General features: G+C 71.7%; 11 protein-coding genes. 4 read left to right on the forward strand and 7 right to left on the reverse strand.

Annotation, left to right across the window (positions count from 1 at the left end; genetic code table 11):
• Positions 1 to 231: 231 nt before the first annotated feature.
• Positions 232 to 1,194, forward strand: a complete 963-nt coding sequence (locus FYX01_RS04510) for a coiled-coil domain-containing protein (RefSeq protein WP_150237856.1) — start codon at positions 232 to 234, stop codon at positions 1,192 to 1,194.
• Positions 1,195 to 1,282: 88 nt separating this feature from the next.
• Here FYX01_RS04510 and FYX01_RS04515 read toward each other — a convergent pair whose 3' ends face one another.
• The 3 genes from FYX01_RS04515 to FYX01_RS04525 all read right to left on the reverse strand — a co-directional run bounded on the left by FYX01_RS04515 (position 1,283) and on the right by FYX01_RS04525 (position 4,564).
• Positions 1,283 to 2,563: an MFS transporter gene (locus FYX01_RS04515; protein WP_150237858.1), complete on the reverse strand. Its 1,281-nt coding sequence runs from the start codon at positions 2,561 to 2,563 to the stop codon at positions 1,283 to 1,285.
• A 160-nt stretch (positions 2,564 to 2,723) separates the two neighbouring features.
• Positions 2,724 to 3,515 (reverse strand): alpha/beta hydrolase, encoded by a 792-nt coding sequence (locus FYX01_RS04520; RefSeq protein ID WP_150237860.1) that lies wholly within the window; start codon positions 3,513 to 3,515, stop codon positions 2,724 to 2,726.
• A 17-nt stretch (positions 3,516 to 3,532) separates the two neighbouring features.
• Positions 3,533 to 4,564 carry a CPBP family intramembrane glutamic endopeptidase gene (locus FYX01_RS04525; RefSeq protein ID WP_150237862.1) on the reverse strand — a complete coding sequence of 344 codons (1,032 nt, stop codon included), beginning with the start codon at positions 4,562 to 4,564 and terminating at the stop codon, positions 3,533 to 3,535.
• 177 nt (positions 4,565 to 4,741) lie between these two features.
• Between FYX01_RS04525 and FYX01_RS04530 the strand changes: the two genes are divergently transcribed.
• On the forward strand, positions 4,742 to 6,898 hold the full coding sequence (locus tag FYX01_RS04530) for an elongation factor G-like protein EF-G2 (RefSeq protein ID WP_150237864.1): 2,157 nt from the start codon (positions 4,742 to 4,744) through the stop codon (positions 6,896 to 6,898).
• A 36-nt stretch (positions 6,899 to 6,934) separates the two neighbouring features.
• Here FYX01_RS04530 and FYX01_RS04535 read toward each other — a convergent pair whose 3' ends face one another.
• Both FYX01_RS04535 and FYX01_RS04540 read right to left on the reverse strand, forming a co-directional pair.
• A complete protein-coding gene (locus tag FYX01_RS04535; RefSeq protein WP_190394179.1) occupies positions 6,935 to 7,738 on the reverse strand; it encodes a M48 family metallopeptidase in 804 nt (267 codons plus the stop codon).
• Between the two features lie 6 nt (positions 7,739 to 7,744).
• Positions 7,745 to 9,646: an amidohydrolase gene (locus FYX01_RS04540; protein WP_150237865.1), complete on the reverse strand. Its 1,902-nt coding sequence runs from the start codon at positions 9,644 to 9,646 to the stop codon at positions 7,745 to 7,747.
• A 444-nt stretch (positions 9,647 to 10,090) separates the two neighbouring features.
• Here FYX01_RS04540 and FYX01_RS04545 point away from each other — a divergent pair, with 444 nt between their 5' ends.
• Positions 10,091 to 11,254, forward strand: coding sequence for an acyltransferase family protein (locus FYX01_RS04545; RefSeq protein WP_150237867.1), 1,164 nt, complete (start codon positions 10,091 to 10,093; stop codon positions 11,252 to 11,254).
• Between the two features lie 120 nt (positions 11,255 to 11,374).
• On the opposite strand, the gene FYX01_RS04550 is transcribed toward FYX01_RS04545, so the two are convergent.
• Positions 11,375 to 12,325, reverse strand: a complete 951-nt coding sequence (locus FYX01_RS04550) for a CDP-alcohol phosphatidyltransferase family protein (RefSeq protein ID WP_150237869.1) — start codon at positions 12,323 to 12,325, stop codon at positions 11,375 to 11,377.
• 234 nt (positions 12,326 to 12,559) lie between these two features.
• Between FYX01_RS04550 and FYX01_RS04555 the strand changes: the two genes are divergently transcribed.
• The gene (locus FYX01_RS04555; RefSeq protein ID WP_150237871.1) at positions 12,560 to 13,999 is read left to right on the forward strand and encodes a GuaB1 family IMP dehydrogenase-related protein; all 1,440 of its coding nucleotides are present in this window, start codon (positions 12,560 to 12,562) and stop codon (positions 13,997 to 13,999) included.
• Positions 14,000 to 14,058: 59 nt separating this feature from the next.
• On the opposite strand, the gene FYX01_RS04560 is transcribed toward FYX01_RS04555, so the two are convergent.
• Complete coding sequence (locus FYX01_RS04560) at positions 14,059 to 14,853, reverse strand: endonuclease V (protein WP_150237873.1); 795 nt, start codon at positions 14,851 to 14,853, stop codon at positions 14,059 to 14,061.
• Positions 14,854 to 14,860 lie beyond the last annotated feature (7 nt).

Below are 14,860 nucleotides of genomic sequence, written 5' to 3' on the forward strand. Positions count from 1 at the left end.
GACCTCCCCCATACGGTTCTCCGGCCATGCCGCGAAGGGCTGATCCGGTCCTTCGTTACGGGTATCTTCGGACACATCCCCGCGCACTCCCCCAAGTCACGTGAGTCAACGCACTAGGCATGTAACGCCACGATCTCGTATGGTCTGCTGGGTAACTCCCGCAGCCACGGCGCCCCCGCCACACGCCGTCGGCCGACCGGATGCGCTCGGACACCGTTCTCGGAGAAGAACATGACATCCACTCCTCCCTCCTTCCCGCGCGGCAGGCGTGTCACCCTGTCCCTCGCGACCCTGGCCACGGCTCTCGTGGTCGTCCTGCCCGGAACGGTGCACGCGGAGCCGGACGACGAGGTGGACATCGACGAGCTGACCCAGCGGGCCGAGGAGCTGGAGGACACCTACGACGGCGAGCTGCTCCAGTTCACCGAGATCAAGGAACGCGTGGAGAAGGCCGAGGCGGACCTGCAGGAGGTCGAGGAACGCCTTGAGTCCTCCCGTAGCGGGGTGTCCGCCATCGCCTCCACCCGGTACAAGAGCGGCGGCCTCGACCCCGTGTTCCAGGTGGTCTTCTCCGGCCACCCGGAGGACATGTTCGCCGACGCCGCGGCCATGGACTACCTCGGGCAGGCCCAGTCCGAGCAGATCTCCGAGCTCATCGAGACCCGCGACGAGGCCGCCCTGGTCGCCGAGGACCTGCGGGACGAGGAGACCGAGGCCGAGGAGCTCATCGACAAGCTGGAGGCGGAGCGCGATGAGGTCGAGGCGCGCATCGAGGAGTACGAGGCGGAGCAGGTTCCCGAGACCTCCGGTAACGGCACCATCCCCGCGAGCGCCAACGGCGGGGGCTGGGACGCCACGACACCCCGTATGGCGGCGATCCGCGACGAGATCATCCAGACCCACGGCGCCCCCTACCCGGTGGGCTGCTGGAGGGCCAGCGCCGACGACCACGGTGACGGACGCGCCTGCGACTTCATGATGAGCTCCGGCGGCGCCGTGCCCTCGGCGGAGAACCAGGCCCTGGGCACGCAGATCGCCCAGTACGGGATCGAGAACGCCGACCGGCTGGGCATCAAGTACATCATCTGGGAGCAGCAGATCTGGCAGTCCACGTCACGCCAGTGGACGTGGATGAACGACCGGGGCAGCACCACCCAGAACCACTACGACCACGTGCACATCTCGTCGTACTAGTGGGACGGCCCACAGCGTCGCCAGTGTGGCGCACGGCCCCCACCAGGGACGGTCCTGTACTTAGGCGGGGTTCGGGCGCCGGGCCGGGTCAGGTGCGGGGTCCCCGCCCGCTGAGGGCGAGCGGGAGGACGGCCAGCAGGGCCACGGCCGTGACCGCGAAGGCGGGACCGTAGCCGAACAGCTGGATCAGCAGGCCCAGGGTTATCGCTCCGGCACCCGAGCCCGCGTCGTAGCCGATGTTCCACACCGCGCTGGCCCGGCCGTATCCCGCCGGACCGGCGCGGTTGAGCATGAGGGTGACGGTCTCGTTCTGGACCGCTCCGAAGCCGAGGCCGAACACCGCCGTTCCGAGGAGCACCAGTAGCGCCGTCCACGCCCCCGGATCGGTCCCCTCTCCTCCGTGCGACCACAGGGCGGCGGTGACCAGGGCCATGCCGAGGGCCGCGCCGGCCGTGCCCGGCAGCAGCAGGAGGGTGCGCCGGTGGCGGTCGTGCAGCATCCCGGCGGTCCAGCGGCCCACCACGACCGCCAGTGCGTAGGCGGCCAGGGCACCTCCCACCAGCCACGCCGCCTGTTCCAGGGGGATGGCCAGGAAGGTGATGACCGCACCGGCCGACGACGCGGTCAGCAGCATGAGCACCAGCGGCGCGGCCAGCGCCAGCAGTGGCGAGGGCGCCGGTGACGCTCCGTGGACGCTCGCGGCCGACCGGTCCACGCCGCGCAGCGCCGGGCGGTTGCGCCCGCCGTCGGCGAACCAGATGCCCCAGGACAGGACCGCGCCCAGCACCGAGCACAGGCCGGTGATCCAGAACGCGGTGTCGAAACCGATGTGGAGGGCCAGCGCCACCCCGCCGGGCAGGATGAGCACCTGGGGCAGGCCGACCGCCAGTCCGTAGTAGCCGGTGGCCCGGCCCACCTGGCGGTGGGGGACCAGGCGTGCGGCGAGCACCGTCCCGGCGACGCTGACCATGCCGAAGCCGACACCGCGCACCGCCGAGACGGCCACGAGGGGCCCCAGGTCGGTGGTCAGGGCGAACAGCGGGGCGGGCAGTCCCAGGATCAGGGATCCGACCGGGAACGCCCACCGGTAGCCGCCCCTCTCCAGCAGCCAGGGCATGGCGAGTTGGGTGAGCACGGTGGTGAGCATGAACGCGGCCGTGGTGCTCCCGGCGCCGAACTCGCCCGCGCCGCCGCGGGTGGCCCACAGCGGAACCAGCGGGAGGACGGCGGCGAAACCGCACAGTCCGATCGCCGTGGCCGCGATGAGCAGGGCGAAGCCCCTGCCGCGCAGCCCGGGCAGAGCCTCGTCCTCGGACGTGGCGGACCGTGCCCCGTCATCCCCCGAGGCGGACGAACCAGATCGGATCATCCGTCCTTTCTAGCCGACACGCGTATACCTGTCGAAGCCGTGCGTATCCGGACCCCGGGCGCGTCGGGACGCGCCTGACAGCGATGATCTTGCCCGTAGCGGCGGTGTCGGCGGTCGAGCACGCCGGTACGGGCAAGATCATCCGGTTTCCGGGCACGCGCTAGCCCTCCTCCGGACCGGTCCTCTCCGCGAGCCAGTCCCGGATGCGTACGGCCAGTCCGGGTGTGACGGCGCGTTCGGCGTGCCCCATCCCCGGGACGATCCACAGGTCGCGGGGTTCCCGGGCGGCGTCGTGGATCGCGGTGGCGTGGGAGACCGGAAAGTAGGTGTCGGCGTCCCCGTGCACGACCAGCAGGGGTGTCGGGGAGATCTCCCCCGCGACCTCGCGCGGTTCGGCGGGCCTGGGATCCCACTCCTGGTCGATGACCCGGACCTTGCGGAAGCTGCGCAGGAGGAAGCGGCCCACGCTGCCTCCGATCCCGAGGTGGAGCAGGCGCATGCGGCGCGTGCCCTTGTAGTACCAACGGCTCGGGCCGCTGACCGAGACCACCGCGGCCGTCCCGCCGTAGATGGCGGCGTGCCGGACCGCGACGGCGGCGCCCATCGAGAAGCCCACGACGGAGACGGAGGTGTAGCCGAGTTCGCGCAGGCGGACGACGACCGCCTCCAGGTCGTGGATCTCCGAGTTGCCCACGGTGCTGAGCCCGCCGGAGCCGTGGTGGCCGCGGAAGTCGAAGGTCATCACGTCGCCGACGGGCAGCAGCGCCTCGGCGACGGCGCGGGTGTTCGGGTTGCGGTAGGTGCCGGTGAACCCGTTGGCGAGGACCACGGCGGTGGTGCGGGGTTCGGCACCGCGCAGGAGTACGGCGTCGATATCGACACCGTCGGAGGTGGTCAGCCGGTAACGGTCTTCCGGGGGCTGGGAGAGCGGGTGGTCAATGGCGTCGGACACCCCACCATCGTGCCCGATCAGTCGCGGGGGCCGAATCCCGGCCCCGCCGTGTACCCCTCGTCACCGTACGCGTGCCCGGCCTCCTCGTGCCCGGCCTCGTACCCGTCGGTCCCGTACTCGGCCTCGTCGTACCCGTACTCGTCGGTCCCGTACTCGTCGTAGCCCTGGTCCCAGGCCTCCCGGACGGCGGCGGGAGGAAAGACCAGAGAGCGCAGGTCGAGCGCCACGTGGACGAGGATCGGCACCCAGATGCTTCCGGTGCCCAGGTAGAGGACGGTGAACAGGGTGCCCGACGCGCCGGCGCTGACCAGCCCCCACCAGCCCTGGTAGAGGTGCGCGACGGAGAACAGCGCCACCGACAGCACGGCGGTGATCCACAGCGGCACGCCCATCCCCGCCAGCAGGACGATGAACAGCCCCCGGTAGAGCAGTTCCCCGAACACGCCCCCGGTGACGGCCACCCCGGCGGCCAGCGCCCGCTCGACGGTGCCGCGCGGTACGAGCAGGCCTCGCTCGCGTTCGGGTTCGGGCAGGGAGACGGGTGTGGCGGCGGCGCGCCTCCCCCGGTGGCCGGGGGAGCGCCTGCCGCGTGTGCCGTGTTCCGCGAGCTCCTCGGGCTCCTCGGGGTTTCGGCCCCTCCTGCCGCCGCCCCGGCCCCCGCCCCGGTTCCGGCCCGCGCCGAGCAGGGGCAGCTTCTCCGGCAGTCCGTTGACCAGTACCCACAGCACCGCCAGGGCCAGCAGTCCGCCGGCGGCGCCTCCTGCGACCGGTCCCCAGGCATGGGGCGCGCGCAGGCCCAGGTCGGCCGCGGCGAGGTTCGGCGAGAGCAGCAGCACCCCGAGGACCGCCAGGCCCCACAGCACGTGGATTCCCATCGTGACGGCGTGCACCAGCGTGAGGGCTCGCGCGTCGCCGTCGCGTCTACGGGACAGCCAGGCGAAAGCCCTTCTTCCGAGGAAGGGCTCGCCGACCGCGGCGAAGAGGAGCAGCAGGACCGTCAGAACGGTTCCGGCGAAGCTGAACTGGGGGAGGGATTCCGACCATGGCACGGAGCAATAGTAGAGGTCCGAAACGAGTCATAGCGCACATGCCGGATTTCGGACCTGGCCACCTCTTGCCGTGCGGCCCGCGAAGGGTGACCGTGGAAGTGTCACAGGTCACACCACGGGCGGTGACGCCCGGCCCGCGTGACCACCGCTCGGACCCCGAAGGGCTGGGTAGCAGGGATGGTAGACCGAGCCGTAGACGTACCGGGGGCCGACAGGCCCCAGAACATCCGCAACATCGCGCTGGTCGGTCCGTCCGGTGCCGGGAAGACGAGCCTGGTCGAGGCGCTGCTCCTGGCCGCCGGGGAGATCGGGCGCCCCGGCAGCGTGGAGGAGGGCACGACCGTCAGCGACCATGACGAGGTCGAGGTCCGGCAGAGGCGTTCGGTCCGCCTCACCGTCAACCCGGTCATGGTCGGCGACGTGAAGGTCAACCTGCTGGACACCCCCGGATACGCCGACTTCATCGGGGCCATGCGCGCCGGACTGCGCGGCGCCGACGCCGCCCTGTTCGTCGTCTCCGCCCTGGACGGCGTGGACGGCCGCACCCGCGTGCTGTGGGAGGAGTGCGCCGCCCTGGGCATGCCCCGGGCGGTCGCCGTCACCAGGATCGACCACCCGCGCGCGGACTACGACGAGGTGGTCGCCCAGTGCCAGGAGGCGTTCGGGCCCGGCGTCCATCCCGCCTACGTCCCCGCCGTGGAGGGCACGGGGGACGGTCGCCGTGTGGTCGGCGTGTGGGGGCTGGTCTCCGAGCGCTACTACGACTACTCCGAGGGGGACGGCGCCCCCGCTCCTCGCTCCGCGCCGGACTGGCTGCGTGAGGCGGCGGGCCCGCTCCGGGAGACCCTCGTCGAGGAGGTCATCACCGAGAGCGAGGACGAGGTCCTCATGGAGCGCTACATGCAGGGTGGTGAACTCGACCTGGACCTGCTCATCGCCGACCTGAAACTGGCCGTGGCGGCGGGCGGCTTCCACCCGGTCCTGGCCACCGGCCCCGTCCGGGGCGTGGGCGTGCGCGAACTGCTGCGTGAACTGCCGCTGTCGTGCCCGGATCCGACGCGCCGCCCGTTCCCGCCGGTGGCCACGCCCGACGGGAAACCGGTGCGGGACGTGTCGTGCGACCCGGACGGCCCGCTCGTGGCGGAGGTCCTCAGCACCACCAGCGATCCGTACGTGGGCCGGATGAGCCTGGTGCGCGTCTTCTCCGGGACGCTGCGCCCCGACACCCGCGTCCACCTGCACGGGCACGGCGTGTCCTGCGGACTGACCGGATCGGACGAACTGGACCGCATCGGCAACGACGAGCGCGTGGGGCCGCTGTCCGTGCCGCTGGGACGTGGGATCCGCCCGGTGGGCCGGGTGGTCGCCGGTGACCTGTGCCTGGTGGCGAAGCTGCCGGACGCCCGTACCGGCGACACCCTCTCCGATCCGGACCGGCCGCTGCGGGTGGTGCCGTGGCGCTTCCCGCAGCCGCTGCTGCCGGTGTCGCTGGCCGCCGCCTCCCCCGGGGACGAGGACAGGTTGCCGCAGGCGGTGGCCCGGCTGGTGGCGGAGGACCCGTCGCTGCGGGTGGAGGTGAACCCCGAGACCCGCCAGATGGTGCTGTGGAGCCTGGGTGAGGCGCACCTGGACGCCGCGCTGGACCGGTTGGAGCACCGCTACGGGGTACGGGTGGAGACCGGCCAGGTGCGTGTGCCGCTCCGGGAGACCTTCGCGGTTCCGGCACAGGGCATGGGGCGCAACGTCAAGCAGAGCGGCGGGCACGGCGAGTTCGGCGTCTGCCGGATCCGGGTGGAGCCGCTGGAGCCGGGTGCGGGCCTGGAGTTCGTCGACGAGATCACGGGCGGGGTCGTGCCACGCCAGTTCGTCCCGTCGGTGGAGAAGGGCGTGCGCGCCCAGATGGTGGACGGTGTGGACTCCGGGTACCCGCTGGTGGACATCCGGGTGACGCTCTACGACGGCAAGGCGCACTCGGTGGACTCCTCGGACATGGCCTTCCAGAAGGCGGGCCGCCTGGCGCTGAGGGACGCGGCGTCGGCCGGGAGGCTGGCGGTGCTGGAACCGGTGGACGAGGTGTCCGTGGAGGTGGACGACACCTACCTGGGCGCGGTGATGAGCGACCTGTCGGCCCGACGCGGCCGGGTGGTGGGGACCGAGGCGGCCGACGGCGGACGGGCGGTGGTGCACGCGGAGGTGCCGGAGCTGGAGATCACCCGGTACGCCGTGGAACTGCGGTCGGTCTCGCACGGCACGGGGGTGTTCACCCGCGCCTACCTGCGCCATGAGCCGCTGCCCCGGCAGGTCGCCCACAGGCTGCCCGTCCCGGGGGGCTAGACAGGGCCGGAGTGCCAGGGCGGGGCCGGAGGGCGCTCACAGGACGCGGCCCGGCCTGCTGCGGTCGGCGAGGGCGGCGAACCGGAACGTGTTCACCGGATGGCTGGACAGGAGGTTGACCAGCAGCACGAAGAAGTCGGTGTCGGTGTGGGCGCGCGCGGCGATGTCGTCGAAGTCCACGGACTGGTACAGGTACTTGCCCGCCGCGAGCACCCGGAGGCCCTGCACACCCTCGGGGCAGAACGCGTGGGCGTGGTTGTCGGCCGTGTACTCCTGCGCTCGGCTCAGGGTGGTGCCCACACCGGGGATCACGTTCGCCACCGAGACGCCGAACTGCCGCCAGAACGACGTGTGCCCGGCGGCGATGTGCCCGACCTCGTGGCCGATCACGAACCGCAGCGCGTCGGGGTCGGCCAGACGCCCGCCCACCTCGAACAGGTCGCTGTTGACGGTCACGTAGCGGCGGAAGCCGTGCCCTGAGGCGAACGCGTTGAGCACGCCGTTGCCCAGCACGATGTAGGCCTCGGGCACGTGGCGCATGCCGAAGGCGGCGGCGGCCTCGGCCACCATCCGGTGCGCCTCGGGGAACTGCTCCTCGGTGATGCGCACCCCGTTGACGCGCTGGCGCGCGTACAGCTGCCCGCGCACGAAGTACACGAGCACGGGGATGCTGAGCAACAGCAGCGGTTCGTTCGGGTCACCGGAGTAGGCGCGGCTGAGCGCGCCCGTCACGGCGAACAGGGTCACCCCCACGCACGTGACGAGGAGGGGGATCTCCCGGGGGTGGCGCAGCGACCTACGCAGGCGGCGATCACCCCACCGCCACGGGACCACCCCCATCCGCGGTCAGCGGCGGTGGTCGTAGTCGGGTTGGTCGTCGTCGGGCCCGGAGGGCGGCGGCGCGTCGTGGGCACCGCCCCGCGGCGGCGGACCGCCGTAGGCCGGGCCCGAGGGCGGACCCTGCGGCGGACGCAGCCCCTGCGGAAGGTCGTCGTCCTCGTCCATCAGCGAGGCCATGTCGGCGGACAGCGTGGACTCCTCGGCCTTGTCGCCGTGCCACTCCCCGCGGAGCTCCTCGTCCTGGGATCCCATCACCGCGTCCATGTCGGCCTCGTGGGTGGACCTGGCCCGGTCCTCCCCCGGGTCCCCCCAGGAGGAGGACAGGTAGGCGCTGTCGTAGGCGTCGTTGGACTCGTGGTGGGACTCGGACGGGCCGGTCACCGGAGAACCGGACGGCGGCGGGCCGAGCGGGTCCGAGAGCGGATCGGCGAACGGGTCGTCCTGCGACGCGGGCGCGCTGAACGGGGCACCGCTCGGCGGATCGACCGGATCGACCGGATCGCCCGTGGTCGCGTACGGGTTCGCGTGGTCCTCGGGCGCGGGCCCCGGGAACGCCATGCCCACGGGGGCCCCGAGAGACTCGGGCGCACCGTCATGCCGGCGGCCCAGGTAGGACAGCGCGGCGACGGTGATCGCGGCGAGCCCGGCGCGCAGGGTCGGCTCCCGGGCGGGCGCGAAGAACGGCGAGTGGTTGCTGGGGACGTTGCCCATCTTCTCGTACGGGGTGTCGCCGGGTGCGGACTCCCACACGTCGTGCGGGGTGGCGCCGACAAACCAGAGCACGTACGGGATGGGCTGCGGGTCGTCGGGCAGTCCGAAGTAGCTGAAGTCCTCGGTCGCCGGGGAGGGGTCGGGCAGGTGGATGACGTAGTCGTCGCCGAAGTAGGCGTGGTGCGCGGCGGCCACGTCAGCGGTGCTCTGGGCGTCGTTGAGGGTGACACCGGCGTCCTGGAAGCGTTCGACGTCGGGCTCGCGGGTGGCTCCGGAGGCGGCGGCCTCGGCGCGCACGACCCGTTCGATGGCGGCCTCCAGCTGCGCGGAGACGTTGTCGTTCAGGGCCCGGGTGTTGATCTCCAGGTATGCCTCGTCGGGGATGATGTTGGCCTTCGTCCCGGCCTGGATCCTGCCGACGGTGAGCACGGCCATCTCGCTCGGGCTGACCTCGCGGGAGACCACGCCCTGCAGGCGGGTGACGATGTTCGCGGCGATGAGCACCGGGTCCACGGTCGTGTTCGGCTGTGAGGCGTGGCCGCCCTCCCCGTACACGCGTACGCGGTAGGAGCTGGAGGCGCCCAGGATGATCCCTGCGCGGTGGGAGATCAGCCCGGCGGGCTGCGGGCCCAGGTGCTGGCCGAGGATGACGTCGGGTCGGCCGAACCGGTCGAACAGCCCGTCCTCCAGCATGGCCTGCGCGCCGTCGAGGGTCTCCTCGCCCGGCTGGGCGACGATCATCACGGTCCCGGACCACTCGTCGCGTGTCTCCGAGAGCAGGTCGGCCGCCCCCACCAGGCAGGCGGTGTGGGCGTCGTGCCCGCACGCGTGCATGACGGGCACCTCGACACCGTCGTCGACGGCACGGGTGGTGCTGGCGTAGGGCAGTCCGGTCTTCTCCTCCAGGGGCAGCGCGTCCATGTCGGCGCGCAGCATCACCGTGGGACCGGGCCCGTTGCGCAGGACACCGACGACCCCGGTCCCGCCCACACCCTTGTGGACCTCGTAGCCGGTCCGGGTGAGCCACTCGGCCACACCGCTGGCCGTACGGTGCTCGGCGTGGGAGAGCTCGGGGTTCTTGTGCAGGTCGACGTAGAACCCCTCCACGAGCGGGAAGAGCTCGTCCAGGAGTCGCATGACCACGTTCCCGTGCTGAGCGGCACGGTTGGGGTCCACCGCGTGCGGCACGGCTTTCACCGCCTTCTTCCGTATCTCGGCTGTGTCGGAGCTGCCCAGCGGGCACCCGTCTGACGGCACAGCCTATCGGCGCGCCCTTCACGGGCACACACTGGCACGTTCACCCACGGTGCGCCGCGGTGTGACGCATGGGTTAGGGTCTGCACACGGAAAGCGATTCCCTGCCGAGCCGCTCATGTCACACGCGCCTCGCGCACCCCGGCTCCGCTCCGGGTGAGGAAGGACTCCGGCGACTTTCCACCAAATACGGCAGAACCGCTGGCATCCCTTGCTACATCACAGTAAGGTAACGCAGCACATGTTCACCTGTCCGAACCCATGGTGCTCCCCTCGCGCGCCACGCGGCACCATCCCGCACGTGTGCCTGTCCAGCGCACACGGCCTGGAAGAACACGTACACGCCCCAGAAGCCGAAGACCTCGGAGTCCACTCGTGGCCTCATCCATGACCAGTCCAGCAGACCGGAGTCCGGAGCCAGGGCAGGGCACGACCGCCCCGGCCACGGTCGGGAAGACCGGCGCGGCGTCCCCGGACCCCGGCCGTGACTCCCGCTTGGACAACGCCAAGTTCGTCCTGATCGCACTCGTCGTCATCGGTCACGCGATCGGCGCGCTACGCGGCTACGGACCCGCCGGTGCCCTGTACTACTGGATCTACTTCTTCCACATGCCCGCGTTCATCCTGATCAGCGGCTACCTCTCGCGGTCCTTCGACGCCTCGTCGAGGCGTGTGGAGAAGCTGGTCCTGACGCTGGCCGTTCCCTACCTGATCTTCTGGACGATCCACCAGGCCATCTACACCGTCGAGCGCGGTGGGCTGCCCGAGTCCCTGTCGGTGCTCCAGCCGACCTACACCCTGTGGTTCCTCGTGGCCCTCTTCCTGTGGCGCCTGAGCGTGCCGATCTGGCAGCGGCTGCGCTGGCCCGTGCTCGTCGCGGTGGCCATCTCGATGTTCGCCGCCACGGCCGACCTCGGCGGGACGCTCTCGCTGGGCCGTGTCGTGAGCTTCCTGCCGTTCTTCGTCCTGGGGCTCAGCCTGCGGCGCGAGCACTTCGCCTACCTGGACAGGCTGTGGGTGCGGATCGCTTCCGTGCTGGTGCTGGGGACGACGGCGGTGCTGGCCGTGCCCATCTCCGGCCACCTGAGCCGGGACTGGCTCTTCTGGACGAACAGCCTCACCGACCGGGACATCGACCCGCTCCTGCCCAGCCTGGGCCTGCGGATGGCCTTCATGGGCCTCGCGCTGGTGATGACCTTCGCCGTACTCGCGCTGATCCCGAGGCAGCGCACGTGGTTCACGCCGCTGGGCGCCTACACCCTGTACGTGTACCTGGGCCACTCGGTGGTCCTCCTCCTGCTCCAGGCCTCCCCCTGGTACGGCCTCATGTCCGGGGCGCCGGGGACGATCGCCATGGTCGCCTTCGGCATGGGCCTGACACTGCTGCTGTGCACCCCGTGGGTACGCCGGGGTATGCGCTGGGCGGTGGAACCGCGGCTGACCTGGTTCCTGCGCCGGGACCCCGCGGCGGGCCCCGGGGACGGTGCCCGGGGAGGCGAGGGCTCCGAGGCCGACAGGCGGAGGACGGCGACGGCGGGGGCCGGGGCCTGACTCCGTCTCCTCCTCCGGTCCGGCGGCCGGGCCGCGCGGAAACGACGGGGGCGGTGCGCGTCGGCGCACCGCCCCCGGTCTCTTCCCGGCCCCGTCCCACGGCGGGGCGGGGTGGAGGGATCAGCTTCCGCTGTTGACCGCCGTGTCGGAGGCGGTACCGGCGTTGGCGGCGGTCCCGGAGGCGAGCAGTTCGCGGCGGCGCTTCTCGAAACGACGCGTCTCCTTCCACAGCCGCAGCACCAGGACGGTCTCGAAGAAGGCCAGCGCCAGGACGGAGAACACCGCGACCGGGATGATGAGGCTGCCCAGCGGTGTGAAGAAGGCGACCAGCACGGTCACCGGCGCCACCACGCACAGGAACATCTCGAACTCGATCCCGCTGAACAGGTGCGGACGCACCCGGTGCCGCAGGAGCATGTCGCGCATGCGCGGGTAGAAGCCGCTCGGCACCGGGGCGGCCGGACGGTCGAGGGCGTCCGCCGCCTCGTCGTCCTCGGGATCGGCGTCGCCCGGGCCCGCGGCCCGCAGCCGATCGGTGTCGCCGGTCAGCTCGGCGAGTTTCCGGCGCATGCCCCTACGGGTCTTGGCGACCTGGGAGCCGTTGAGGTAGCGCAGCAGGTCGAAGAAGACCACGACCGGCGCCACGATCAGGTAGGCCGCGTTCCCCGTGACCGCCCACTGGCCGATCAGCAGGGCCATCACGCAGCCGAAGAACCGGATGCGGTCGAAGACGAAGTCGACCCAGGTGCCGAAGACCGAACCGGTGCCCTTCAGCCGGGCGATCTTGCCGTCCATGCAGTCCAGCACGAAGCTGAGGTGGAACAGCAGGGCGCCCAGCAGGAGCCAGGGCCAGCCGCCGCCCGTGACGAGGACCGGTGCGGCGAAGCACAGCGCGGAGAGCAGACCGAGGATCCCGGCGCCCAGCGTCAGCTGGTTGGGGGTGACGCTGGTGCGGTTCGCCGTCCAGACGACCAGGCGGCCGGCCAGGGGATCCACCAGGAAGACCGTCCACCAGGCGTCCTTGGCCTTGTAGGTCTCTTCCTTGACTTGTGCGAACGTGAAACTCGGCATTCGGGTTCTCCAGGAGTGCCGTCCCCGCGTGCCGTCGTGAGGTCACGCTCAAACACTGACCGGGGGCACGGGAAGCGGCCGAGTAGGTGGGGGTCGAGCCATCATGCCAGATCGGAGGTCACCCGGCCTAATCGGTGACGGCATACTTGACTGGTAAGAGGGGGATCAACAGGCGGTCGCGCGCGGTAGTAGCGGATGGTCCACCCCCTGCGGTCCCGACCAAGGTATGAGGCATTGCGTTTTCTGAACGACCAGGCACCCCAGCAGGACCTGACCTACAGCGACGTGTTCATGGTTCCGGGCCGCAGCGCCGTGGGATCCCGGCTCAGCGTGGACCTGTCGTCGTCGGACGGCACCGGCACCACCATCCCGCTGGTGGTGGCGAACATGACGGCGGTCGCCGGACGCAGGATGGCCGAGACCGTCGCCAGGCGCGGCGGAATCGCGGTCATTCCGCAGGACATCCCCATCGAGGTGGTCTCCGACGTCGTCGCCTGGACCAAGCAGCGGCACCTGGTGCACGACACCGCCATCACGCTCAACCCCACCAGCACGGTCGGCGACGCGCTCAACCTGCTGCCCAAGCGCGCGCACAACGCCGTGATCGTGGTCGACGGGGGCCGTCGTCCGGTCGGTGTGGTCACCGAGGCCGACTGCGCCGGTGTCGACCGCTTCGCGCAGTTGCGCGACGTGATGTCCACCGAACTGCTGACCGTTCCGGCGGACACCGAGCCGCGTGAGGCGTTCGGGACACTGCACGACCGCCGGCACCGGCTGGCACCGGTGGTGGACGGCGACGGCGCCCTGGTGGGCGTGCTCACCCGCACCGGCGCGCTGCGCTCCACCCTGTACACGCCCGCCGTGGACGCCGACGACCGCCTGCGGGTGGCCGCCGCCGTCGGTATCAACGGCGACGTGGTGGGCAAGGCCGCCGAGCTGCTGTCCTCCGGTGTGGACACGCTGGTGATCGACACCGCCCACGGCCACCAGGAGAAGATGATCGCCGCGGTCGCCAAGGTGCGCTCGCTGGCGCCTGAGGTGCCGCTCGTGGCGGGCAACGTCGTCACCGCCCAGGGCACCCGCGACCTGGTCGAGGCGGGCGCCGACATCGTCAAGGTCGGCGTGGGCCCGGGCGCGATGTGCACGACCCGCATGATGACCGCCGTCGGCCGTCCGCAGTTCTCCGCGGTGCTGGAGTGCGCCGAGGCCGCGCGTGAGCTGGGCAGGCACGTGTGGGCGGACGGCGGCGTGCGCCACCCGCGCGACGTGGCCCTGGCCCTGGCGGCGGGCGCGTCCAACGTGATGGTGGGCTCCTGGTTCGCGGGCACCTACGAGTCGCCGGGCGACGTCATGCGCGACGCCGAGGGCAGGCAGTACAAGGAGAGCTTCGGCATGGCGTCGGCCCGCGCGGTCCGGCTGCGCACCTCGGACGACTCCCCCTTCGAGCGGGCCCGCAAGGCCCTGTTCGAGGAGGGCATCTCCACCGGCCGCATGTACCTGGACCCGGAGCGGCCGGGCGTGGAGGACCTGATCGACCAGATCGTCGCCGGTGTGCGCAGCTCGATGACCTACGCGGGCGCCACCTCGCTGGCGGAGTTCCGCGAGCGCGCCGTGGTGGGCGTGCAGAGTGCCGCCGGCTACAACGAGGGGCGCCCGGTCCCCACCAGCTGGTAGGGGTGTGTTCTCCACGCCCCCGCGGGCCCGGACCGGGGCCGCACGGCCGGGGACCGCGGCTAACGGTCCCCGGCCGGCCCTCCCTCCCGGGCCTCCTTCTCGGCGAGTACCGCCTTGCGGTGCTCGCCGCACAGTCTGTCGGCGTACCGCACCGGCTCGGGCACCCGGTACCTGGGTGACATCCGCAGTACGAGCTCGGCCGAGCCCTCCAGGTCCACGCGGTGGCCGACGGACACGTAGACGGGTCTGACGCCCGCGCGGGTGCGCAGCACGCGCCCGAGGACCTCGCCGCCCCGCTCGGCCAGCGCGGAGGAGTCGGAGACCACCTCCGAGCGCCCGGCGACCATGGGCGTCCACGACCCCCGCTCGTTCCCGGGCACGCTGTGCTTGCCGTAGAGCACCGACTTGGCCGACCCCACCACCGGCAGGTCCAGCAGGACCCCCAGGTGGCAGGCGACCCCGAAGCGACGCGGGTGCGCCAGGCCGAAACCGTCGCACAGGTACACGTCGGGGGTCACCTCGAGCCGGCCCAGCGCCTCCAGGACCGGCGGGGACTCACGGAACCCGAACAGCCCCGAGATGTAGGGGAAGGACGGTTCGGAGGAGATGGCGGCGGACTCGACCACCTCCATCGTCCGGATGTCCATGACCACGGCCGCCGCCGAGAGCGCCGTGTTGTCCTTGGCGTAGCTGACGTCCAGCCCGGCCACCAGCCGCACCGAGTCCACGTCCAGCGGTTCCTCACGTACCCGGCCGGCCAGGCGCCGCTGGAGCGCGACGGCCTCCTTGGGGTCGCTGGGCCAGTTCTCGGGGTCGTCCAGGACCCGCGCGACCCGCTCAGAGATCTCTGACACCCTGATC

The organism is Nocardiopsis quinghaiensis (assembly GCF_008638365.1).
GTDB classification, from domain to species: Bacteria; Actinomycetota; Actinomycetes; order Streptosporangiales; family Streptosporangiaceae; genus Nocardiopsis; species Nocardiopsis quinghaiensis.

Coding starts and splice junctions, on each gene's coding strand:
- FYX01_RS04530 (WP_150237864.1), top strand. CDS start 4,742: ATGGTAGACCGAGCCGTAGACGTACCGGGGGCCGACAGGCCCCAGAAC.
- FYX01_RS04515 (WP_150237858.1), bottom strand. CDS start 2,563: ATGATCCGATCTGGTTCGTCCGCCTCGGGGGATGACGGGGCACGGTCC.
- FYX01_RS04510 (WP_150237856.1), top strand. CDS start 232: ATGACATCCACTCCTCCCTCCTTCCCGCGCGGCAGGCGTGTCACCCTG.
- FYX01_RS04550 (WP_150237869.1), bottom strand. CDS start 12,325: ATGCCGAGTTTCACGTTCGCACAAGTCAAGGAAGAGACCTACAAGGCC.
- FYX01_RS04545 (WP_150237867.1), top strand. CDS start 10,091: ATGACCAGTCCAGCAGACCGGAGTCCGGAGCCAGGGCAGGGCACGACC.
- FYX01_RS04535 (WP_190394179.1), bottom strand. CDS start 7,738: ATGGGGGTGGTCCCGTGGCGGTGGGGTGATCGCCGCCTGCGTAGGTCG.